At 67.0% G+C, this 24313-nt stretch carries 15 protein-coding genes; 5 read left to right on the forward strand and 10 right to left on the reverse strand.

What is annotated here, in order from left to right; all coding sequences use genetic code 11:
- Positions 1–47 precede the first annotated feature (47 nt).
- From AC5Y5O_RS15430 to AC5Y5O_RS15440, 3 genes are read left to right on the forward strand one after another with little or no spacing between them, the layout of a single operon-like run.
- Complete coding sequence (locus AC5Y5O_RS15430) at positions 48–1595, forward strand: bifunctional 3-(3-hydroxy-phenyl)propionate/3-hydroxycinnamic acid hydroxylase (RefSeq protein WP_096289428.1); 1548 nt, start codon at positions 48–50, stop codon at positions 1593–1595.
- A gap of 8 nt (positions 1596–1603) precedes the next feature.
- Positions 1604–2449 (forward strand): alpha/beta fold hydrolase, encoded by an 846-nt coding sequence (locus AC5Y5O_RS15435; RefSeq protein WP_096289429.1) that lies wholly within the window; start codon positions 1604–1606, stop codon positions 2447–2449.
- 8 nt (positions 2450–2457) lie between these two features.
- Positions 2458–3471 (forward strand): VOC family protein, encoded by a 1014-nt coding sequence (locus AC5Y5O_RS15440; RefSeq protein ID WP_096289430.1) that lies wholly within the window; start codon positions 2458–2460, stop codon positions 3469–3471.
- Between the two features lie 13 nt (positions 3472–3484).
- Here AC5Y5O_RS15440 and AC5Y5O_RS15445 read toward each other — a convergent pair whose 3' ends face one another.
- The 4 genes from AC5Y5O_RS15445 to AC5Y5O_RS15460 form a co-directional block, all read right to left on the reverse strand.
- Positions 3485–4810 carry a dipeptidase gene (locus tag AC5Y5O_RS15445; protein ID WP_096289431.1) on the reverse strand — a complete coding sequence of 442 codons (1326 nt, stop codon included), beginning with the start codon at positions 4808–4810 and terminating at the stop codon, positions 3485–3487.
- A 14-nt stretch (positions 4811–4824) separates the two neighbouring features.
- Entirely contained in the window at positions 4825–5217 is a 393-nt protein-coding gene (acpS, locus tag AC5Y5O_RS15450; protein ID WP_096289432.1) for a holo-ACP synthase AcpS, read from the reverse strand.
- 28 nt (positions 5218–5245) lie between these two features.
- On the reverse strand, positions 5246–14476 hold the full coding sequence (locus AC5Y5O_RS15455) for a fatty acid synthase subunit beta domain-containing protein (protein WP_500025674.1): 9231 nt from the start codon (positions 14474–14476) through the stop codon (positions 5246–5248).
- Between the two features lie 563 nt (positions 14477–15039).
- Positions 15040–15759 carry a DUF1906 domain-containing protein gene (locus tag AC5Y5O_RS15460; protein ID WP_096289434.1) on the reverse strand — a complete coding sequence of 240 codons (720 nt, stop codon included), beginning with the start codon at positions 15757–15759 and terminating at the stop codon, positions 15040–15042.
- A 179-nt stretch (positions 15760–15938) separates the two neighbouring features.
- Here AC5Y5O_RS15460 and AC5Y5O_RS15465 point away from each other — a divergent pair, with 179 nt between their 5' ends.
- On the forward strand, positions 15939–17093 hold the full coding sequence (locus AC5Y5O_RS15465) for an aromatic ring-hydroxylating oxygenase subunit alpha (protein ID WP_500025675.1): 1155 nt from the start codon (positions 15939–15941) through the stop codon (positions 17091–17093).
- Here AC5Y5O_RS15465 and AC5Y5O_RS15470 read toward each other — a convergent pair.
- Positions 17076–18428 carry a lipocalin-like domain-containing protein gene (locus tag AC5Y5O_RS15470; protein ID WP_096289436.1) on the reverse strand — a complete coding sequence of 451 codons (1353 nt, stop codon included), beginning with the start codon at positions 18426–18428 and terminating at the stop codon, positions 17076–17078. The genes AC5Y5O_RS15465 and AC5Y5O_RS15470 overlap by 18 nt on opposite strands.
- 101 nt (positions 18429–18529) lie before the next feature.
- Between AC5Y5O_RS15470 and AC5Y5O_RS15475 the strand changes: the two genes are divergently transcribed.
- The gene (locus AC5Y5O_RS15475) at positions 18530–20002 is read left to right on the forward strand and encodes an aldehyde dehydrogenase (RefSeq protein WP_096289437.1); all 1473 of its coding nucleotides are present in this window, start codon (positions 18530–18532) and stop codon (positions 20000–20002) included.
- A 3-nt stretch (positions 20003–20005) separates the two neighbouring features.
- On the opposite strand, the gene AC5Y5O_RS15480 is transcribed toward AC5Y5O_RS15475, so the two are convergent.
- The 5 genes from AC5Y5O_RS15480 to AC5Y5O_RS15500 form a co-directional block, all read right to left on the reverse strand.
- On the reverse strand, positions 20006–20446 hold the full coding sequence (locus AC5Y5O_RS15480; protein WP_096289438.1) for a MaoC family dehydratase: 441 nt from the start codon (positions 20444–20446) through the stop codon (positions 20006–20008).
- Positions 20443–20916: an FAS1-like dehydratase domain-containing protein gene (locus AC5Y5O_RS15485; RefSeq protein ID WP_096291279.1), complete on the reverse strand. Its 474-nt coding sequence runs from the start codon at positions 20914–20916 to the stop codon at positions 20443–20445. Before AC5Y5O_RS15485 ends, AC5Y5O_RS15480 begins: the two co-directional genes overlap by 4 nt.
- Before the next feature lie 70 nt (positions 20917–20986).
- The gene (locus AC5Y5O_RS15490) at positions 20987–21412 is read right to left on the reverse strand and encodes a nuclear transport factor 2 family protein (protein WP_096289439.1); all 426 of its coding nucleotides are present in this window, start codon (positions 21410–21412) and stop codon (positions 20987–20989) included.
- Between the two features lie 60 nt (positions 21413–21472).
- On the reverse strand, positions 21473–23056 hold the full coding sequence (locus AC5Y5O_RS15495) for an AMP-binding protein (RefSeq protein WP_096291280.1): 1584 nt from the start codon (positions 23054–23056) through the stop codon (positions 21473–21475).
- 3 nt (positions 23057–23059) lie between these two features.
- Positions 23060–24169 carry a Rieske 2Fe-2S domain-containing protein gene (locus AC5Y5O_RS15500; protein ID WP_096291281.1) on the reverse strand — a complete coding sequence of 370 codons (1110 nt, stop codon included), beginning with the start codon at positions 24167–24169 and terminating at the stop codon, positions 23060–23062.
- Positions 24170–24313 lie beyond the last annotated feature (144 nt).

A 24313-nucleotide genomic window follows, 5' to 3' on the forward strand; every position in this document is an offset into this window, starting at 1 on the left:
GCTTACTGTATGGATCGCTACATTAACAATCGGCGAAGAGGGTCGACATGGCTGACCAAAAAACCTATGACGTGGCGATCGTCGGCTACGGACCGGTGGGCTGCACCGCGGCGAACCTGTTAGGCCAACTGGGTCTCAATGTCGTGGTGGTGGAACGCGACCCCGACATCTATGCCCGTGCGCGGGCCATCTCGACCGACGAGGAAGTTGTCCGCATCTGGCAACAGATCGGGCTCGCCGATCGCCTCAACGCCGACATGCAACCCGGCTCCGGGGCAGCGTTCGTCGACGCCAACGGAGTGCCGTTCGTCAGGCTGCTGCCCGTCTCGCGGGGCAACGGCCACCCGCCGCAGCAGTTCATCTATCAACCCGCGCTGGAGAAGGTGCTGCGCGATGGGGTCGACCGCTTCCCCAACGTGTCCGTCCTGCTCAACCACGAATGCCTGCGGCTCATCCCGCAGGAAGACGGCGTCGAATTGCTGCTGGCCGACCTCTCGGTTGACGGGTTCCGCCGCGTGCGGGCCTCCTACGTGATCGCCGCCGACGGCGGGTCAAGCGCCACCCGTGCCCAGCTGGGTGTCGGGTTCAGCGGCCGGACCTATGCCGAGCGCTGGATCGTCATCGACACCAAAGTGCTCCGGGAATGGCCCGGCCACGACCGGCTTCGCTTCCACTGCAATCCCGATCGGCCCACCGTCGACTGCCCCACCCCGCTGGGACACCACCGCTGGGAGTTCCCGGTACGCGACGAGGAAGACGAACGCGATCTGCTGTCGGAGGAGGCGATCTGGAAGGTGTTGAGCCGCCAGGGAATATCGCCGGAGAACGTGCAGATCCTCGGCTTCGCTTGCTACAGCCACCATGTCCGCTTCGCCGACCGGTGGCGAGCGGGCCGGATCTTTCTGGCCGGAGACGCGGCGCACGCGATGCCCCCGTGGATCGGCCAAGGTATGTGCGCGGGCGTGCGCGATGTGGCGAACCTGTGCTGGAAGCTGGGGGCGGTGCTGCACGGGTCGCTGCCGGAGTCCGTTCTCGACACCTACCAGGCCGAGCGCCTACCCCATGTGAAAGAGGTGACCAACCGCGCGGTCAAGACCGGCAACCTCATCATCCAGCGCAATCGGTTCCGGGCGGCGATGCGCAATCACGTGCTCCGCACCGCCAGCAGGGTGCCGTATTTCACCACCTGGTTGCGCGATCACCGCTGGCTGCCCGACGCGCGCTATCACGACGGTTTGTTGGCGCGCAACGGAAACGGGGCGGTCGGCTGGCTCATCCCACAACCGTGCGTCCTCGATGAAAAGGGCGACAACGTGCGCCTCGATGACATGCTCGGCGGCCGCTGGACCGTACTGCACACCGGGCGCGCGGCCCAATGGCTGGACTGGCGGGCGGCGGACGTACCCGTCCTGCAGGTCGCCCCGCCCGGAACCGCTCCTCGCGCGGACTGCGTCGTCGACACTGACGGGTCGCTGATCGCCTGGCTCGGCAAGAAGGGCGCCTCGGTGGTGGCCGTTCGGCCCGACGGTTTCATCTACGCGGGCGCCAGTGACCGCCAACCTCTGCCCCCGCCGCCGGCCGGCCTCAAACCTTAAGGAACACAATGAGTATCGGCACCATCACCGAACACACCGTACGCGTCAACGGCAAAGAGATCTTCGTCGCCGAGAGCGGCACCGGCCCTGCCGTCGTCCTGCTGCACGGGGGCGGCCCGGGCGCGTCGGGCATGTCGAACTACGCCCGCAACGTCGACGCCCTCGCCGCGCAGTTCCGCGTGCTGGTTCCGGACATGCCGGGTTACGGCCGCTCCAGCAAGGGCGTCGACCGGCGAGATCCGTTCGGATACCTCGCCGTTCATATCCGCGGCATGCTCGACGAGCTCGGCATCAAACGCGCGCATCTGGTCGGCAATTCCTACGGCGGTGCGTGCGCGCTGCGGCTGGCGCTGGACACCCCGGACCGCGTCGACAAGCTCGTGCTGATGGGTCCGGGTGGCGTCGGAACCACCCGCGGACTGCCCAGCGCCGGTCTGAAAAATTTGCTGGGTTACTACGGCGGCGACGGACCAAGCCTGCAGAAGCTGCGCACGTTCATTCGCTCCTACCTGGTCTATGACGCGGATGCGGTGCCCGACGCGCTGATCGAGTCCCGTTACCAGGCGTCGATCGATCCCGAGGTCGTTGCCAACCCGCCCCTGCAGCGCCCGTCCGGTTTGCGCACCCTGTGGCGGATGGACTTCACCCGCGACCGCAGACTCGGCAGCCTCTCGACGCCGACGCTGATCGTCTGGGGACGCGACGACAAGGTCAACAAACCCAGTGGCGCCGCGATGCTGGCCGACCGGATGCCCAACGCCGACGTCCTACTCGCAGCGCGCACCGGGCACTGGGTGCAGTGGGAGCGCGCCGCACTGTTCAACGCGGTCACCACCGCCTTTCTGAAGGGCTAACACTCAATATGTCTGCCACACAATCATCTTCGGTGTTCGGCAACGTGCATCTGGGTTATGTCGTGATCGAGACCAACAAGGTCAGCGACTGGAAACGCTTCGGCCGCGACGCGATCGGCATGCACCTCGACGAGCTGGCCCCCGACACCGTCCGATTCCGCCTCGACGACAACGAATGTCGCGTGCTGCTACGACGGGGGCCGGCCGAGGATGTCGTCGCGCTGGGCTGGCAGCTCGACGGCCACTCGACGTTCGACGAGATCGGCCGTCGCATCGCCGACCACGGGGTGCCCAGCGTCGAGGGCACCGAAGAAGAAGAGAAGCTGCGCGGTGTCGAGCGCTTCCTGCGGTTCCCTGGTCCGAACGGACTCGCACAGGAGATCTACACCACCGCCCGTACCGCGCCGCTGTCCCTGGACATACCGGGGAACGGATTCGTCACCGGCGCAGGCGGAATGGGCCACGTGGCCCTCACGACCAAGAAGCCACACCAAGTACGCGGCTACTACAACCACGTGTTCGACGCGCGGCTTTCGGACTACATCGACGAAACGATCAGCGGAATGAAGTTCAAGATCCGATTCCTCCGGGTCAACGAACGACACCATTCCGTGGCAATCGCGGCGGTAAACGCTTTGCCGCTCAACCCGATTCGCACCCGAGTCCAGCACGTCAACATCCAGGTCGCCACACTCGACGACATGGTCGCTTCCTATCGGCGCGTCAAGGAACTGGGCTTCGGCATCGCGCTGTCGGTCGGCCAGCACACCAACGACAAGGAGCTGTCCTACTACGCGGTGACGCCGTCGGGATTCGAGTGGGAGGTCGGTTGGAACCCGATCGTCGTCGACGAGTCCACCTGGAACCCCACCACGCACCAGGGCATCAGCATCTGGGGGCACCAGCCGGAAGGGCAAACCGTCATCGCCAAACTCAACCAATTCGCGGTCGCCGCGCGCTCGGTGCTGCAACGGGAAGACACCGTCGCGGCGCTCAGCGCACCGGGGATCGCCGACGACTAACAGTGGCGTCGAGCTAAGCCAGATTCGCCAACAGCAGGGCCTCGGCGATGGCCGCGCGTTCCAGCACGCCCAAGTGCAGGCTCTCGTTGATGCTATGAGCCTGCGTCGCTGGGTCTTCCACCCCGGTCACCAGGATTTTCGCCTGTGGGAAAGCCTCGGCGAACTCGGCGATGAACGGGATCGAGCCGCCCATGCCCATGTCGATCGCGTCGACACCCCACGCCTGCCGGAACGCTGCTCGCGCCGCGTCGTAGACGCTGCCGCTGGCATCGATGGCGTACGGCTCACCGATGTCGCCGCGGGTGACGCTGAGCTGGGCGCCCCACGGGGTGTGCTGTTGCAGGTGCGCGATCAACGCGTCCAGATGTGCGGCCGCGTCGCCGCCGGGGGCGACCCGCATGCTGATCTTGGCGCGCGCCCGCGGGATCAGCGTGTTCGACGCCTTGTCGATCGGCGTGGTGTCGATGCCGATCACGCTGATCGCGGGCTTGGCCCATAGCCGCTGCGGCGCCGAACCCGAGCCGATCTCGGAAACCCCCTCCAGCAGACCGGAGTCGGCGCGCACCCGCTCGGGCGGGTAATCCACCGCTGCGGCGGTGCTTTCGTGCAAGCCCGCGACGGCCACGTTTCCGTCGTCGTCGTGCAGGCTGGCCAGCAGTCGGACCAGCACGCTCAGCGCGTCGGGCACCACGCCGCCCCAAATACCCGAGTGCAGGCCGTGGTCGAGGGTCGCGACCTCGACCACGCAGTCGACCAGGCCGCGGAGCGTGACTGTCAGCGCCGGGGTTTCGGTGCTCCAGTTGTCCGAGTCGGCGATGACGATCACGTCGGCGGCCAACGCGTCCTTGTGCGCGGCGAGCAGGCGCCCCAACGACGGCGAGCCGGATTCCTCTTCGCCTTCGACGAAGACCGTCACGCCGACCGGCGGTTGACCGCCGTGCGCCCGGAATGCGGCCAAATGCGTTGCGATACCGGCCTTGTCGTCGGCGCTGCCGCGCCCATACAACCGTCCGTCGCGCTCGGTGGGCTCGAACGGTGGCGACGCCCACTGGTCGCGGTCGCCCTCGGGCTGCACGTCGTGGTGGGCGTACAGCAGCACGGTAGGCGCGCCGACGGGTGCGGGATGCTGGGCGATGACGGCCGGGGCGCCGCCCTCGCTGACGATGCGCACGTCGCCAAAACCGGCCTGGGACAACAGATCCGCCACTGCCTGCGCGCTGCGATGCACCTCGTCGCGACGGCCCGGATCGGCCCATACCGATTCGATCCGGACCAGGTCCTCGAGATCGCGGCGCACCGACGGTAGGACGTCACGGACGCGCTCAACCAGATCGCTCATGGTTTCGAGGCTAGTCACTGCGTTTCGAGAATCGCGACCGCGGCCGCGGTATCCCCTTCGTGAGTCAGCGACACATGGATCGTGACGTCGGCCAGATGCGTGGCGATGTCTCCGGTCAACCGCACCCGCGGCCGTCCCCACATGTCGGTGACGACTTCGATGTCGCGGTGGATGTCCTCGCGCAGGATCGGCCGCTGGGAGAACCGCGAACCGGACCACGCCTTGATCACGGCTTCCTTCGCGGCCCATCGTGCCGCCAGGTGACGCGCCGCCGACGAACTCTTGTCGGAGGCGTCGCGACGCTCACCCGGCGTAAATGTCTCGGAGAACACCGTTCCCGGTTGGTCAACCTGGTCGGCGAAATCCGGAATGGAGACGAGATCGATCCCCACACCGACAATGCCCATGGCTGGCCAGGTTAACCGATCGCCAAAGTCATCCGGCAGGCACCTCATAGGCCTCGTCATCGCCCAGTCGCGCGACCGGGTTCAGCAGCATCGATGCCTCCTGGCGCTTCTCCGGCGCGCTGTGGTCGAAACGACGGTCCGGCGGCCGCTGGTACATCGGTTCGCCGCCGGCGATGGCCGACACCAACCGGCGCTGACCGGCCAGCAGGCGCGCGTCCGCCCGCCGCTGGTAGTCCTCGCGTTCGCTGGGGTCCAGCGTCGCGATGAACGCCTGCGGGTGCACCAGCGCGACCAGCCCGGACACGTGACCGAACCCGAGGCTGGTCAGCATGCCGGCCTTGAGCGGGAACTTCCCGCCGAGGCGCAAGGTGTCGCGCACCCAGACGAAGTGGGCCGATCCGGACAGCTCGTCGTCGACGCAGTCCAGGCTGCGGTTCGGTGGGATCACTCCGTCGCGCAGCATCTGGCACAGCCCCATCATCTGGAAGACCGCGGCACCACCCTTGGCGTGCCCGGTGAGGCTCTTCTGCGACACGACGAACAGCGGAGCACCCTGCGAGCGTCCCAGCGAGTCGGCGAGGCGCTCGTGCAGCTCGGTCTCGTTGGGATCGTTGGCCAGCGTCGACGTGTCGTGCTTGGAGATCACCGCGATGTCGTCGGCGCCAACACCCAACTTGGCCAGTTCTCGTGCCAGCGGCGACTCCTTGCCGCCGCGGCCCGCACCGAGCGCACCCAGGCCGGGGGCCGGGATGGAGGTGTGCACGCCGTCGCCGAAGGACTGCGCGAAGCCCACCACCGCGAGCACCGGCAGACCCATCTTCAGCGCCAGGTCACCGCGCGCCAGCAGGATGGTGCCGCCACCCTGGGCCTCGACGAAGCCGAGCCGCCGACGGTCGTTGGGCCGCGAGAACTTCGAGTCCGTGATGCCGCGGTCGCGCATCATCTCGGTGCTGGCGGTGGCCGCCATGTCTCCGAAGCCGATGATGCCTTCCAGCGTCAGGTCGTCGATACCGCCGGCCACGACCATCTCGGCCTTGCCCAGCTTGATCTTGTCGACGCCCTCCTCGACCGACACCGCGGCCGTCGCGCACGCGGCGACCGGGTGAATCATCGAGCCGTAACTGCCGATGTAGGACTGAACCACGTGCGCGGCAACGATGTTCGGCAGCACTTCCTGGAAGATGTCGTTCGGCTTGTTACGGCCCAACAGGTTTCCGTGGTACATCGTCTGCATCGAGCTGCCGCCACCCATGCCGGTGCCCATGGTGTTGGCCACCAGGCTCGGGTGCACATAGCGCATCACTTCGGCCGGACTGAATCCGGCGGACAGGAACGCGTCGACGGTGGCGACGATGTTCCACACCGCAAGGCGGTCGATGGAACTGGCCATGTCCGCGCTGATGCCCCACACGGTCGGGTCGAAGCCCGTCGGGACCTGGCCGCCGACGACGCGCGACAGCTTGTTCTTGCGCGGCACCCGAATCTCGGTGCCGGCCTTGCGGATAACCTGCCAGTCGCTCGACTCGGGCACCGGCCGGATCACCGTGTGCTCGGGGTCGAATTCGGCGAACGCGCGGGCGTCGGCCTCCGACGAGACGACGAACGCGAAGTCCTTGTCCAGGAACACCGACACCAGCAGCGGCGACGCGTGGTCCGGGTCGATCGAGCCGTCGTCGACGAACTCCCGGATGCCGCAGCGCTCGACGACGATGTCGTGGTAGCGCTCGATCAGGTCGGCCTCGTCGATCAGGTCACCGGAAGCCGTGTCATACCAACCCGGTTGGGGGTCGTCCTCCCAGCGGATCAACCCGGTGGTCCAGGCCAGCTCGAGGACACCCGCGGCCGACAGCTCGTTGTCGACCTCCATCTCGAAGCGGGTGCGCGACGATCCGTACGGGCCGAGTTCGGCGCCGCCGACGATCACCACGAGGTCGGCCGGGTCGAGATCAAGGTCGGCCCATTCCGGCGGCGGCGCCGGGGTGAATCCGCGCGGCGGGGACGGCAGCGCGGCGATGGTGCCCGCTGCCGGCTGGTCGTCTTCGACTGCCTCCGAGGACATCTCCTCGCGGGCCTTGGCGGCCAACTCCGCCATGTCGATTTCGACGTCGCCGAGACCGCCGGTCAGGTCCGCCTCGATCGGCTTGCCGGCCGCGGCCACCTTCGACTCCACATCGCACAGCGCCAGCAACATCCCGGCCATCTCGTCGGTGGAGTAGGTGGTGACACCGGCCTCCTCGACGGCGGTGACGATGGCGTCGTTGTGACCCATCAGCCCGGTGCCGCGGGTCCAGCCAATCAGCGCGTGCGCCAAGCTGACTCGCGCGGCCCACGAGGATTCCGCGTGCCAGCGGCTCACCAGGGCGTCCAGCGCGGACTTGGCCTCGCCGTAGGCGCCGTCACCGCCGAACATTCCGCGGTTGGGCGAGCCCGGCAGCACGACATGCAGCCGTGACGCGATGTCGCGCTCGGCGCCGATCTTGGACAGGCCGGCGATCAGCCGCTGTACGGCCCACAGCAGCACCTTCATCTCCATCTCGGACCGCGAACCGGCCTCCGACAGGTCGCCGGCCACCCGCGGTGCCGCGAACGGGAACAGCAGCGTCGGGGTCTGGGCGTCCTTGATGTGGATCGACTGCGGCCCAAGGCTTTCACTCTGCTCGGTACCGACCCATTCAACCAGGGCGTCGATGTCGGAGTAGGAGGCCATGTTGGCCGCGACCACCCACAGCGTCGCGCCGAACCGGGCGTGGTCGCGGTAGAGGTTGCGATAGAACGCGAGCCGGTCATCGTCCAGCTTGGACGTCGTCGCGATCACGGTGGCACCGCCGTCGAGCAGACGCGCCACGACCGACGCGGCGATCGAACCCTTCGACGCACCGGTGACGACCGCGACTTCGCTGCTGTAGTGACCGGGGTCCGGGTTCTCGGCACCCGCGGCGATGCGGCCGAACAGTGAGGCGTGGATTGCGCGGCCCGCCGCCAGGGCCTTGCCCTGCCACCACGTCGCCTGGGTGGCGACGACATGGCCGGCGCCCTCGAACCGCTGCGAGAGGTTCACCCAATCGGCATCGATGTCACCCTCGTCGGTCAGCCATAGCTTGACCAGGTCCTCGCGGGCACTGGCCCAGCGGTCGTCGAACACGACGGCCTTCTTGGCCTCGAACGCCGGCGCCACCAAACGTGGCCATTCCGAACCCAATTCGGCGGTGACCAGGTCGATCAGCTCGGCGTCGGTGGCCACCGGGGAAGCGCTGACGGTGTCGTCGAGACCCAGCTGGCCCAGCACCAGGCGGGCCGCCGAAGCGAGTACGCCGTCGCGGCCGGTGATCTGGTCGGTGAACTCCGACAGTGCGGCGGCGTCGATCGTCGCTCCCCCGCCACCGCCCGCCGAGGGCAGCGACACCGAAACACCTTGGCGCGCAGCGACCGCAGCGACCGCGGCGTCGATGACCTTGTCGACAGCAGCAGCGTCGGCCAGCGCACCCTCGTGCAGGTGCCCCATGGCTCCGCCGCGGACGCTGGTGCCCTCGCGGGTTCCCAGCGCGACCTCGACGACGACGTGCTTGGCCCAGCCCTCGCCGAGCTCCCAGGTCTTGGTGACCCGCTCGATGATCGCGGCCGGCCGCTTGCCGGACGGCCCGAGAATCGTGCGCAGCTGGTCGTTGATCGCGTCGGAAAGCACTGGGCCGTACGGCTTGTAGGTACGCGCCAGCTTGGTGACCTGCGACCGCAGCCCGGCCAGGTCGGCCTCGGCGGCACCGTCGATGGCCCCGAGGTTCAACTCCGAACCAAGGTCGACCAGCAGCTGGTTGCGTCGCGACGACGCACCGTCGGTGATGGACTCGATGGAGTCCAGCTGCTCGATCTGGTCGATGCGCATCTTCGCCGACAGCGCGATCAGCGCCAAAGTGGCGTCGGCCGCGTCGAACGTGATGTCGTCCGGTCGCGGAGCACCCGAGGGCGCGGTGGGCGCGGCTGCCGGTGCCGCCACTTGCGGCGCGCCGTCCGACGCGGCAGCGCCGGAATCAACGGCTTCTTCAGCCTCGGCCTCCGGCTCGGGGTCGGTGTCGTTGGCGAACAGCACCGCGGCGTCGCGCTCGGCGTTGAGCACTTCGACCGTGCTGTGGGCATATTCGGGCAACTTGAGGGTGTTGGTGGCCAGTCCGGCGACGGTCGGCGCGGATTTCACGCCGATCTCGACGAACCGCTCCACGCCCAAGCCGCCGGCGGCCTCCTCGATGAAGAGCAGGTCCTGGGTTTCGATCCAGCGCACCGGGCTGGCGAACTGCCACGCCAACAGCTCGATGAACACCGTGCGGGCCATCTCACGCGGCCGCTCGGCCAGCCAGGTGTCGTAGTCGGCCAGGATCTCATCGAGCGGTTCGGCCGGCACCAGGTCCCGGATCTCCTGGATGAAGTCGCGATCCAGCGTGAACGGCCGCGGCACCAGGTTCGGGATGTAGCGCCCGATGACCAGCTCGGGGTCCTGGTCACGGGGCATGACCCGCTCCAGCGAGCGGCGGAAGTCGGCAACGCCGACCCGCAGCACCCGCGAGTGGAACGGCACGTCGATGCCCGGCACCAAGATGAAAGACCGCTTGCCGCCGCTGATCTCGCGACGCTTCTCCACGGCTTCCTCGAGTGCCTCGAGGCCGCGGACCGTGCCGGCGATCGCGTACTGCGAGCCGCGCAGGTTGAAGTTCACGATCTCCAGGAATTCCCCGGTGCGCTCGGCGATTTCGGCGACGAAGTCGGTGACCTGGTCGTCGGGCAAGTCGATCTGCGAGGGGCGGATCGCGGCCAACCGGTAGTTGGAGCGGCCCATCTCGTCGCGCGGCACGATGTCGTGCATGTTCGACCCGCGGTGGAACACGGTCTCCAGCAAGGCTTCCAGCTCGTAGACGCCCAAAACGCAGGCCAGCGCGGTGTATTCACCGACCGAGTGACCGCAGGCGATGGCACCCTCGACGAATGCGCCCTGCTCGCGCATCTCCGCGACCTGGGCGGCCGCCACCGTCGCCATCGCGACCTGAGTGAACTGCGTCAGGTACAGCACGCCGTCGGGGTGGTGGTAGTGCACGCCGCTGGCGATCAGGCTGGTCGGGTTGTCGCGCACCACGTGCAGCACCGAGAAGCCCAGGGTGTCGCGGGTGAACTTGTCCGCGTCGTCCCAGACCTTGCGCGCGGCCTTGGACCGGGCGCGGACCTCCATGCCCATGCCCTTGTGCTGGATGCCCTGGCCGGGGAACGCGTAGACGGTCTTCGGTGCGGCCAGTCGCGCGGTCGCCGACATCACCAGGTCGGTTCCGACCTTGGCCGTGACCTCCAAAACCTCTGCGCCCTGGTCGATTCCGACGCGATCGACCCGGAAGTCGACCTCGTCGCCCGGACGCACCATGCCCAGGAAGCGCGCGGTCCAGCCGATCAGGCGGGCCGGCGGGCGGGCTTGGCCGTCGGTGGCGGTCACCGTGTGCTGCGCGGCGGCCGACAGCCACATGCCGTGCACGATGGGCGATTCCAGGCCGGCCAGCAGTGCGGCGGCCCGGTCGGTGTGGATCGGGTTGTGGTCACCGGACACCACGGCGAACGGACGCATATCGACCGGTGCGGTCATGGTGACGTCGCGGCGGCGACGGCGCGGGGTGTCGGTGGTGTTCTTCGACACCGCACCACCGGCCCGGGACGGGTCGGTGAGTTCGGCCGGACCGGTACGCCCGAGAATCGCGAATCGCTCCTGCAGGGTCGCGATCGTCGTACCGTCGGGGGCGGCCACCGTCACCGAAACCGGGACAACTCGGCCCATGTCGGTGTCGATTGCCGCCGAAGCCGTTGCGGTAACGGTCAATTGGGCCGGTTGCGCGGGCAGCTTGCCGACCACATGAGCGGCGTGGTCGAGGTGGACCAGGCTCAGCAGGCCCTCGACGACCGGCACGCCGGCCCCGGTGACCGCGGAACCGATCGTGGCGAAGACCGCGGGCCAGCACAGGCCGACCAGCGCGTCGGGCACGGTGGTGAGGCTGGGTGCCAGGCGCTCGCCGAAGGTGGCCGTGACCCCGGTGTGGTCGGCGACGCGCTCGGGGTCCCAATCCACCGTCACGGTCGCGGTCCCCTCGGTGACCGTCGGGAGGAATTCCGGCCCGTCAACACCGGCGGCGATCGCCAGGACGGCGCGCATCGCGGCGGTGGCGTCGTCGGCGGAGACCACCGGTGCACCGCCGTCAATGGTGTTGGCGTGCAACGTGAATGGGATGTCGATCCAGACGCCGGACACCGGGACGCTCAGGACGACGCGCTCCTCGGACTGGACCTGCAGGCGAGCCCCGGTCGACGAGTGCGTGGCGCGCTGACCTTCGTGGACCAGCCAGTCGGCCGGATCGGCGATGCGGTGGACCGGGTTGGTGGCGGTGCGCCCCGCCCACAGCACGTCGGGGGCGTCGAGCACGACGGCCAGCGCCCCGGTCACATCCGGGCGGCCCAGCCGGCGCGAGCGGACGGGTTTCGCCTCGCCGCCGGCGGCCAGCACGTCGTCGATCGCGGCCTGCTCGAAACGGTCGAGCAGTTCGCCGACGGGCTCGTCGACCCGGGTGATGCCGGCGACGGCGGCGGTGCCGGGGATGATGCACACCTGGTCGGCGTCGTAGCGGGCGTCGTGCGCCTGCCACAGCGAGTCGCTGCGCCACCAGCGCCGCACGTCCTTGTCGATGACCGGCACGAAGTTGACCGGCTTGCCCAGCGTCTTGCACAGCGTGACGAAGAACGGCACGTCGGCCGGGTGCAGCAGCACGGTTTCGGCGTCGGGGTAGCTCGCGAGCAGCGCGGCGATCGCCGCCTGCGGGTTCTCCAGCAGCGCCGCCCCCCGTTCGTCCGATTCGAACAGCGTCGTGATGGGGCCGTGGTCCTGGGAGTGCAACCGGGCCTCGGCGCGCTGCAGCATCTGCTGGAAACGGTCGCGCCAGGTGTCGGCCAGCCACGGGCTGCCGGGTGTAGCGGTGTCGGCGGTCGAGTTGCCCGCACCGATGGCGAGCTCGACGTAGCGCTGCAGCCACTGCAGGTAGGTCATTTCCCGGACATCGCCGAAGTACGGCTTGGCGGTGCCGGCCATCGCGGCGATGATCTCGTCGCGGCGCTGCGCGACGGCGTCCGCGTCACCGGCGACCTCGTCGAGTAGCCGGCCGCACCGCGAGGCGGAGTTGTCGATCTCGTGGATGTCCGCGCCGAGCTGGCTGCGGCTGGAAGCCATGCCGCCCTGCGCTTTTCCGGCGCCGATCCACTGGTCGGTGCCGGTGGTCTCGACCAGCATCTGCTTGACCGACGGTGACGTGGTCGCCTCGAGGGTGGCCATCGCCGCGGTGCCGACCAGGATGCCGTCGATCGGCATCGACGGGAAACCGTACGACTGCGACCACCGCCCGGACAGGTACTCGGCGGCCCGCTCGGGCGTGCCGATGCCGCCGCCGACGCACACGGTGATGTTGGAGCGCGAACGCAGCTCCGAGTAGGTCGCCAGCAGCAGGTCGTCGAGGTCTTCCCACGAATGGTGGCCGCCGGCGCGCCCGCCCTCGATGTGCACGATCACCGATTTGGTGGGCGCCTCGGTCGCGATGCGGATGACCGAGCGAATCTGCTCGATGGTGCCCGGCTTGAACACGACGTGGCTGATGCCGACGTCGTTGAGCTCGTCGATCAGTGCGACGGCTTCCTCCAGGTCCGGGATGCCGGCGCTGATCACCAGGCCGTCGATCGCGGCGCCGGCCTGACGGGCCTTCTGCACCAAGCGCTTACCGCCGACCTGAAGCTTCCACAGGTAGGGGTCGAGGAAGAGGGTGTTGAACTGGTAGGTGCGGCCGGTGTCGAGCAAGCCGGACAGTTCCTCGATGCGCGCGGCGAAGATCTCCTCGGTGACCTGCCCACCACCGGCCAGCTCGGCCCAGTGTCCGGCGTTGGCCGCGGCGGCGACGATCTTGGCGTCGACCGTGGTCGGGGTCATGCCGGCCAGCAGGATCGGCGAGCGCCCGGTCAGCCGGGTGAACTTCGTCGAGAGCTTGACGCGGCCGTCAGGCAGGGTCACGACGGTCGGCGCGTAGCTCGACCAGGGCCGTGCCACCTCGGGGGTGGCGCCGACGGTGAACAGGTTGCGCTGCCCGCCGCGGGTGGCGGCGGGCACGATGCCGACGCCGAGGCCGCGGATCACCGGTGCGGTGAGTCGGGTCAGGATGTCGCCGGGACCCAGGTCGAGAATCCAGCGCGCGCCCGCGTTGTGCACCGCGGTGATCTCTTCCACCCAGTCGACGCCGCTCACCAGGATGGCATCGGTCAGGCGCCGGGCCAGCTCGACGTCCAGGCCGACCTTCTCGGCCCAGCCGCCGACGATGTCGATGCCGTCGGCCAGCCGTGGGGTGTGGAAGCCCACCTCGACCTGAACCGGGTCGAAGGTCGGCGCGAAGACGTCGCCGCCACGCAGCTTGTTCTTGCGGTCGGCTTCTTCTTTCTCGGAGATCTGCTGGCAGTACAGCTCGAAGCGGGAGAGTTGCTCCGGCGTGCCGGTGATGACGACCGAGCGCCGGCCGTTGCGGATGGACAGCACCGGGGGCAACACGGTGCGAACGTCTTGCGAGAACTCGTCGAGCAGCGCGACGATGCGCTCCGGGTCGGCGTTCGTGACCGACACCATCGGCGGGCGGTCGCCGAGCACGGAGATGCCGCGGCGACGGGCCACCAGCGTTCCGGCCGCGCCGATCAGCTGGGCCAGCGCCAGCAGCTCGACGTCGCGAGCTCCCTCGGCCTTGAACGCCTCGACGGCGAGTACGCCCTGCGAGTGGCCGGCTACGGCGACCGGCGGGGTCGCGGTCCAGTCCATGCCCTGTCGCGCCAGGGCACGCCCGGCGGCGATCTGGCTGAGCAGCACGCCGGGCATCGACACCGCGGCCGACGTCAGGTGCTTGTCCGCCGGCGTCGGGTCCTCGGCCGCCAGCGCACGCACCCACTGCAGCGGCTCGAAGCCGATCGGACGCACCACGACCAGCTCCTTGGCCACCGGCTCGAGCAGCAGCTCCGCTTCGCCGACCAGCGTGGCGATATCGGTCTCGATGCCCGCCGACGACACCAGCTCTTCCAGGGTTTCGAGCCAGGCGCTGCCCTGCCCACCGAACGCAACAGCGTACGGCTCGCCGGCCGCGAGACGGTCGACCAGAGCATGGGTGTTGTGCGGGCCATTCCCGTCGCGGTCAGCGGACACCCGGTCGTGCTCGTGGATCGTCACCTTGTATATCTCCCTGTATGCGTCTTCACGTATCGGTTCGTTCGGCCTGCTGATAGTCCCGGCGGGCCGGGCCCCAGCCGGCTCTAGGTCGATTCCGCTTTGAATCGCAGCCCTAATAGCGGCTGACCGGTGTGTTGTCGGCGGGCCACTGATGTCGACCTAGCGGCGCGGCGGACTGCATCGGCTGTACTAAGAGTGTCATAAGGATTCGGGTCGTTTTTCTGCGCTGATCGGTTACTGATGAGTTCTACGCACGGGTAACCGTGTCGTGGGTAACACCCGGATTAACCGGCCTTCCGGGTATCCAGAACAAACGTCCTGCATGCAGGTGGTTACGGTCGAGTAGCTATAACTGCGCTGTTCAAGGCGTCATTGTTACCAAATCGTTATGTTAAGAATTCGCAGTGCGTGCCGCCCTTCGCGCCGCCACGGCCGCGGCGTCTCGCACTCGGCGGCGTTCGCACGACACGACGAACGGCGAACAAGTGTTTGCTGGAGTCGAGTTGCGAAAGCGCGGCCGGATGGGCTAAAGGGTCAGAAGTATTCGCGACGCCGAGCGATTGCTAGGCCCACTGCCCGAATTGCGGCTTGAGGATCTCGTTGACGTCCACCCCGACGCCGCCCACGCTGCGCTTATCGATCTCGACCTGGTGCAAATTGGCCGCCGGATGGGCATAGCCCTTGGGCGAGCCCCAGTTGTGCTGCCAGAAGCAGCAGCCCAGGCCGTCATGCAGCGCCCAGTCGATGGTCTTGGAGTTGGCGTAAACGCCCGTCCGCTGGTGTCCGATCACCGACTCCCAGGAGCGCAGGTACGGAGCGATCTGGCTTTTGTACTGCTCATAGGACGGGTCGTCGTCGATCGATGCGTAAATCGGCGCGTCGGGGGGTCCGCCGGCCGCTTCGTGTAGCTCCATCCCCCGCTTGGCGTGCTGCAGCCCGGCATTGGCGCCGCCCAACCAGTCGGCGGAGCTGCCCTTGCCGTACTGATAGCAGGAGACAATCTTGAGCCCGCTGCTGTGCAGGTCACGCGCTTCGGAGAGCTGGATCGGCTTGCCCAGCATCCAGTTGCCACCCGGCCGCCGGTCCGAGACGTAGCGGATCGACCCCACGGCGCCGGCCGCGCGGATCTCACTGGCCGGGATCACACCCGCGGCGTAGTCGAGCAAAGTGCCCAGCGATGCCGAAGCCGTCGGCGTGCTCAACGACGACGCCGCAACACCCATGCCCACCAAGGCCGGGGTCGCGGCAGCGAATTTGAGCACGTCACGACGCGAAATCGACACATCGGACAGGGTACGTGACAAACCCCATCAGACACATCAGCCACATACATAACATTAGTGTCACTTCTGTGCGTCGCGGGTTTAGTCCGCGGCAATCCAGGCCCAGGCCCAATCGTTGTTGTCAATACTAAGTTTATAAAGTTAACGTCGGAGAGTGCAGCAATCACAGGGGGCAACCGATGGACCGTGACCAGCTCATCGACCTGACCCGACGGGCTTTGAAGTTGGCCCGCGACAAGACCACCGACCTGGCCCCGCGGCCACATACCGTCGACGCCGGCGATTACACATCACATGAGCGACACCTCAGTGAACGGGCGTTGCTACTGGCCAGCCCGCAGCTGGTCGGCTACATCAGCGAGCTGCCCGCACCCGGCGCCTACTGCACCAAGACCGTGATGGGCAGATCGATCCTGCTGACGCGGACGTCCGACGGGTCGGTCCGCGCCTTCGAGAATGTCTGCCTGCACCGCCAATCACCGGTCGTGACGGGGTGTGGCGCCGCGAAGCGGTTCAGCTGTCCCTACCACGCCTGGACTTACGACAACACCGGCAAGCTGGTCGGCGTGCCGGGCCGCGAGGGTTTCCCGGATACGACGGTCAAGTCCGATTCGCTGACCGAACTCCCCGCCGCCGAATTCGCCGGGTTCCTCTGGGTGGCGCTGGAAAAAGACGCCACCCTGGACGTCGCCGCGCACCTGGGACCGCTGGCCGACGAGCTCGACTCGTGGGGCATCGGCCGGTGGTCTCCGTTGGGCGAGAAGGTCCTCGACGCGCCGATCAACTGGAAGTTGGCCGTCGACACCTTCGCGGAGAACTACCACTTCGCCACCGTGCACCGGGACACCTTCGCCACAATCGCGCGCAGCAACTGCACGGTGTTCGATTCGTATGGGCCGCACCACCGGTTGATCTTCCCGCTCAACGCGATTCTGGAGCTGGAGAATGTTCCCGAGGAGCAATGGGACCCGTTCCACAACATGGTGGTGATCTATGCGTTGTTCCCCAACATCGTGATCTCGGTGACGATCGCCAACGGCGAGCTCTTCCGGATCTACCCGGGCGACGAGCCCGACAGGTCGATCACCGTGCACCAAAACTCAACGCCGCTGGACATTTCCGAAGAATCCGTGGCGGCCGGCGCTCAAGCCGTGTTCGAGTACGCGCACGCGACGGTGCGCGACGAGGACTACAAGCTGGTTGAGGGGTTGCAGGCCAATCTCAACTCGGGCGCACGCGACCACTTGGTGTTCGGCCGCAACGAGCCGGGACTGCAGCATCGCCACATCGCGTGGGCCAAAGCCCTCGAAGCCGCATCAGCTGCCCTCGGCTGACTGGACCTCGGACAACACCGCGATCAGATCATCGAGAAGCGTTGCAAGCATGTCGTTTTGGGCAGGAAGAGCACCGGCCAGCAGTTCGGCCGCCGCGACGCGACGGCCCGCCGCAACCAACGGCACCAGCTCGTCGACCATCGACTGCAAGCCCGGATCGACGGCGGCGACGGTGGTGGCCAGCACCTCGACCAGCTCCCAGTCCCGGTACAGCGCGAACGAACGCTCGTTGAACGCGAAGCCGCTTACCGGCTTACCCCACAGCGTGCCCTGGTAACGGTACGGGCCTTCCATGTATTCGATCGGCAAACCGTGCGCCGGAGCCGGCACCAGCGGCTCGCCGATGAGATCGAGTTGCAAAGTGGCACAAGTAATTCGGTGCCGATCGGGCAGGTACCGGGCCAGGGCCGGCGGACGCACCAACGGCCGCACGGTTTCCGGCCATCGCACGTAGCTGCTGACGGTAACCTCCACGTCCTCGGCACACTCCGGCGCGATGGCAGGGTCGGGGTGACTCGTCGTCACACCGGTAAATGGTTGCAGCGCATTGCCGTTCGTGCGGTCGAACTGCCGCCATATACTCAGGTCGACGCCGTTGTCGAAATTGATCGTGCGCCATTCGTGCGAGCGGGCCCGCGGGTCTCCCCCGGATCCGCCGCCGCCCGCGTACTTGGGGAACCACTGCCGGTCGACATGTCCGGCGCTACCGGAGACCTCCTCGACCGTCTCCCCCCAGCGCAACGTTCCGGTCATCGACATGCCGGTCTGGAAATACGAGTACGTGTCGTCCTGGCCGAAACAGACGATCTTGCCGTTGTAGGTGGACGCCCCGACCGGTGTCGGCGCGCGCGTCGGGGTGACGACCAAATCCAGCCGCATGGACCGGCCCTGGTGATCCTGCCCCACCAGGCTGACGCGATACGTGTACGGCAGCAACCCACCGTCGCCGTCGCGGCACGTCATCCACGACGCGGTACCGGCACTGCTCTGATAGCTGATGTCGAGATAGCCTGCGGCCATGGTCATTTTGCGCTGCGCGCCCGGTTCCATGTTTTTCGGCGGCATGTCGTAATCGGTGTAAGTGCCGTAGTCACCGGTATCCAGGTCGAACAGCGCCATCGTGTAGAAGTCGGCGACGACCGTTCCCCCGGGTTGGTTCTTGTTGAAGATGGTCAGGAACGCGAACGACCGGTCAGTCTCGACGGCCTGCAGTTGCCCGGCGATGAACCACGTGTCGGACTCCTGGTCGGGATGTTCACCCTCGGCCTCGGGGAAATCCAGCTGGCTGTCACCGGGCACCAACTGATACGGGTAACGGCGCCAATCGGTGTTCATTTCGGCTTCCTTGCCACGGCGCTATCCTTATTCTTTGCTATGTTAGCGTCAATAGCGAAGTTACGGCCACGACCTCATCCCCGGCCCAAGGAAGTGCCCCGATGACAGAAAAATCCGACCATCGGACCTACGCCGAACTGTTCATCGGAGGGCAGTGGCGCAAGCCCGCCAATCCGCAACAGCTCGCCGTGATTTCGCCGCATACCGAGGAGCCGGTCGGGCACGTACAGGTGGCGGGACCCGAGGACCTCGACGCCGCGGTGGCCGCCGCGCGACAGGCTTTCGATCACGGCCCGTGGCCACGCATGGCCCACGCCGAACGGATGGCCAAGGTCGAAGAGCTCGCCGCGATCTATGCCGGCCACGTCGACGAGATGGCCGATCTGATCACCGACGAGATGGGGTCGCCGCGCGCCTTCAGCCGGATGGGTCAGGGTGCGGCGGCGGCGGCGCTGATCCACCTCACGCTGGCCGCCGCCCGCGACTTCCCCTGGACGGAACGGCGCCAGGGCGTTCTCGGCGAGGTGCACCTGCGCAGGGCTCCGGTCGGGGTGGTCGGCGCGATCGTGCCGTGGAACGTGCCGCAATTCCTGATCATGCCCAAGTTGATCCCGGCCTTGATCGCGGGATGCACGGTCATCATCAAGCCCGCACCCGAAACACCCCTGGACGCTTTGTGGTTGGCCGAAATGATCGAGCAGCTGGACCTGCCCGAAGGTGTGGTGTCGGTGCTGCCCGGCGGACCCGACATCGGCGAGGCGCTGGTGCGCCACCCCGGCGTGGACAAGATCGCGTTCACCGGTTCCAGCGCGGTCGGGCGCCGCATCGCAGCCTTGTGCGGCGAGCAGCTCAAGCGCGTGAGTCTCGAGCTGGGCGGTAAGTCCGCGGCCATCATCCTCGACGACGCGGACATCGACAAGACCGTCGCCGGGCTGAAGTCGGCCGGCCTGATGAACAACGGGCAGGCCTGCGTCGCCCAAACCCGCATCCTGGTCAGCGACAAACGTCACGACGACGTCGTCGACGCCCTGGCCGGCATGATGTCGTCGCTGACGGTCGGCGACCCGGCCGACGAGGCCACCGATATCGGCCCGCTGGTCGCCCAACGTCAACAACGCCGGGTCCAGGATTACATCAAGTCGGGGCAAAGCGAGGGCGCACGCATCGTACTGGGCGGCGAAGCCAGCCCGTCCGATCGCGGATGGTATGTGCAGCCAACGCTATTCGCCGATGCCACCAATGACATGCGCATCGCCCGCGAGGAGATCTTCGGCCCGGTCCTGACGGTGCTGCGCTACCGCGACGAGGCCGACGCCATCCGGATCGCCAATGAGACCGACTACGGATTGGCCGGTTCGGTGTGGACGTCCGACATCGCGCACGGCCTCGAGGTCGCCGCCGGTGTGCGCACCGGCACGTACGGCATCAACATGTACACCCTCGATATCGGCGCCCCGTTCGGCGGTTTCAAGCAGTCGGGAATCGGACGCGAATTCGGCCCAGAGGGCCTGCACGAGTACGTCGAGCTTCAGACGCTGGTGTGCAAAGGGCAACTGCCGCCGTTAACCGGTTGATAATCAACCGCATTGGGGCATCTGCAACGTGAGCTCGACCGGGCAGCACAGGACGCCGTGTTGGTTGGTCACATCGATCGTGATGTCGACCAGCCGGCGCGGTGGGTCCACCGAAGTGTCCAGCCGCTTGGCCACCGCCCGGCCCCGCCCGATCATCGTGTCACCCGCGTAGATCGAACCGGCCAGCCGCAGCGAGCGGCGCACGACCCGGCTGCTCGGCCCGGCCCAATCGGTCGCGACGCGGTCGGCGAACCCGGCGAGATGCATGGTGTTGAGGTAAATCGTTGGATTGCCTTGCCGTTGGGCATATTCGTGATCGAAGTGGCCGGGAAAATAGTCCCACGTCGCGCCGGCGTTCTCCACCACCCGCTGGTAGCTGATCTCGTCGACCACCTCCGGCAACTCCGCGGGAACCGTGATCTCGTTCCAGTCCAGATCGGTCATGCCGGGTTCGCCGGGGTGAAGCGGAACAACGTATTTCGCGATCGGGCAACGACCGTTCCGTCCTGCCGGCGATAGGTCTCCAACGTCTCGATGAAATGGCCGGTACCCAGCCGGGTCTGCTTCTCCGGTGATACCGACACCAGTTCTTCGATACTGGTGAGCACGTCACCCTCGACAATGGGTTCGGTGAACTCGACGTCGTTGGCGGCATTGATGAACGTGGTGCCCGGCAACGGCACTCGCAAGATCAGCGACGCGGCCGGGCGCCGGCCGCCGGGCTCCCATGGCGGGGGTATCAGCCATCCCATCAACAGACCCGGCGGGGCCAGCAGGCCGCCCCACTGCTGCCGGGCGAATTCCGGATCCCAGTACGACCGGTTGCCGTCGTGAATCATCGAGGCATACAACTGAATACGGGCACCGCTGACCGGATTCACCGCGGTCCGCGGTTCGCTTGCCGCGCCAACCATCCGCAGCGCGTCTTCGTATGTGCCGAAGGCCAATTGGTAGCTGAGATCCGAATCCACGTATCGGTGCCGCTTACATGACAAGCGGGTGCCGGCTCGGCACCAGATCCCAGGAGAGATTGCGCGAGGTGTAATACCAGCCGCCGCGCTCGTAGATCAGCTCATCCCGGTATGTCCCGGTGGCGCGCAGCGTGGTATCGCCGAAAGCGGCCGAGAACAGCACCGCGACACAACGCTGCATCGCGTGGACACCGTCGACCGCGATCTCGTGATCGATGGTCACCAACCGTTGTCCTTCGCCCCCGTCGAAGGCCAGACGCAGGTCGGCGAACAGTTCGCCGTCGCGGACGAAGCTGGCACCGGAATGACGAAACGTCGCGATCCAGCTATCGCGGTCACCGTCGGAGTATGCGCGATTGTGCCGGGCGTTCAAATTCAAGATCGCATCGCGGCCGGTCGCGGCGTGCAAGAACTGTTCCTGCTGGTAGGACAATGTCATTTCTACTCGCCAGCCTCTCCCCGAAGGAAAAAGAAACGCACCACGTAACATGGACTTTACTTACCGCTTAACAATATATCCGTATTCTTCCCGATCCCAGACCCCCGAAGTCAAACCTTTGGCTCGCAATAAATCTTTACGCACGCGCCCGATAACGTTCTTCGGGAGTTCGTTGACCTCCTCGACGTACCGGGGCACGCAGAAGTAGGGCATCCGGTCGGCGCAGAAGTCGAGCAACTCGGCACAATCCAGCACCGCGTCCGGCCGCAGCGCGACCACGACCAGGATGTCGTCCTCGCCTAATTCGCTGGGCACCCCGATCGCTGCCGCCTCGGCGACCGCGGGGTGGCCCATCACGACGCGCTCCACTTCGACCGAGGAGATGTTCTCGCCGCGCCTGCGCAGCGAATCCTTGATCCGGTCCACATACGTCAGGTTCTGATCGGCGTCGAGCCGGCCGAGATCACCGGTGCGAAACCATTCCGGGTGCGGATCCACCCGAGCGTCCCGGCCTAGGTAGCCCTCGCTCATCACGTGCGGGTGCCGGGGCCGGCAGGCGATCTCGCCGACGACCCCGGCGGGCAGCGGGTTCCCGTCGCCGTCGACAATGCGCACGTCGAAGTTGGGATTGGGCCGCCCCGATGTCCCCGGCACACCCTCGTCGGCCACGCCCTTGACCGCGATCGGGAAGGCCTCGGTCATCCCGTACATCGTCACAATGCGGCAGCCGTAACGCTTTTCGATGTCGCGGTAGCAGCCGGCGTCGATCGGCGCGGCGGAGATGAACCGCAGTGGCAACTCCGCATCGCTGGGCTCCGCGGGCTGGTTGTACAGCATCGACACCATCGCGCCGGCTCCGGCAAAGCCGACCGCGTCATGGGCGCGGATGTCATCCCACACCTGAGCAGGATGGAACGACTGCGCCAACACGGTCGTCGCGCCCACCAGCATCGGGGCCAGCACGCTGGGAGCCGCGCTCAAGTGAAACAACGGCATCGCCGTCCACAACGCCTCCCCCGCTCGCAACTCCCAGGCCGCCGCAACGGTCGCAGCCACCGAGAACAGGTAATGCCAGCTCGTGGCAACGGCTTTCGACGGTCCGGTGGTGCCCGACGTGTAGAACAACGCCCCCACGTCCCCCTCCCGTGCCGGGTTGTCCGCGCAGCGGACAGCTCCGGCGTCCACAGCCTCCTGAAGCGAATCATCCTGCACCACAACGTTGGTCACCGTGTCCAGCCGGTCGGCAACCTCATCGACGCGGGCACGGCGCTCGGCGTCGGTGAGAATCACCTTGGGCCGCGCCAACTGCAGGGTGTGCAGCAGAAAGTCTCCCTTGTTCGCGGCGTTGACCGCCGCACTCACCGCGCCGATGCGGGCCGCGCCCAACCAGAAATACACCCATTCGGGGCAGGTTCCGGTGAACAACGCCACCCCGTCACCGCGGCCCACTCCCAATTCGCTGAGCATGTTCGCCGCCGCGCACGCGCGCTGCCGCATCTGCTCGAACGTCACCTCGGTCCCGGCGATCGACATCATCACTCGATCCGGGTACTGCTCGGCCCGCCGATCCAACACGTCCGCAACGCTGAACCGCTGCGCGCCGAAATCGGAGGGCCCCAGGGGCTTACTCCGAACCGAATGCATCACTTAGGCTTTCGCGGCCGCCGGGTCGGGCTCGCCGCCGGCGGTGTACCCGAAGTCGTCAGGCGACGGCTCGGCGTCCGGGTAGAAGCGGTGCGCCCAGCGCCGCAGTGCCGCGTAGTCGCGTGCCTCCTCGGGAGCCAGGTTCGGCTTCTCCAGGTACTTCATGTTCTCCCAGGTGAAGAAGTCCTGTTTGATGACTTCTTGTTGCAGCGCAAGGAATTTCGCGGCCCGGCCGGTGGGCTTGTCACCCGTGTCGCCGGGTTCGCGGACGGAAGCCTGCGTGTAGAAGTAGTCGGTGTAGTCTTCATCGACCGGCGTCTGCCCGGTGACCTCGATGGTGGCCACCAGGTCACTCGGGAAGCGGACGAGCCCCAGTCCCAACGAATAGTTGTCGTAGATGATCTTGGCGTCGACCGGCCCGTTGGGGGTCAGCCACGTCTTGGCCCGGCCCCCACCGAAGTGAGCGTTGACGGTGGCGTGCAGGTGATAGCCCGCCACCTCGAACGAGGCGGTGTTGGCCGGGTTGGCGGCCTTGTGCACGTACTGCACGTGATACGGGTCGGCCGCGTTCTCGATGATCATCTGCGCGTGCACCTTGACCCGATTGAGCATCCGGCTGTGCGGGTGCAGGGGGTAGTACTCGCCGGTCTCCAATTCGGGCAGCGCCGGCGGCTGCCAGTACGGCGCCCTGCCGTGACGCTCGTGCCAGACCAGGATGAAGCCGTACCACTCCATGGTCGGATAGGTGCGGATGCGCACGTTGTTCTTACAGCCGATCTTGCTGTATGGAATCAGCGCGTTGCTGCCGTCGCCGCGCCATTGCCAGCCGTGCCAGGGGCAGACGATGTTCTCGTTGTCGACGGTGCCGCCGACGCCCATGTTGGCGCCGAGGTGCTGACAGTAGGCGTCCAGCACATTGACCTTGCCGGAGGCGGTGCGGAACAGCACCAGCTCCTCACCGAAGTAGTGCAGACGCTTGACGTCACCAGGCTTGACGTCGCTGGCGAAGGCGACGATGAACCACCCGGTCGGGAATCGATAGGTGGACAGCGCAATGCCGGACTGTCCGAACTCGCGTTCCGACGGGTCTTGCTCCGAAATCGTATGCGTCACGAGAACTCCGTTTCCCACGCGGCCGGGCCGCTCTTACCTCACCGCGCTTCGACGACTAGAGTCTATTTTTACTATCTTAAGCATTGAACGTCAACGCGGCACCAGGCAGGGTGCCGCACGTTAGGAGAGCGAGCGGGGTTGCGC

The sequence above is a fragment of the Mycobacterium sp. NGS40 genome, assembly GCF_059812735.1.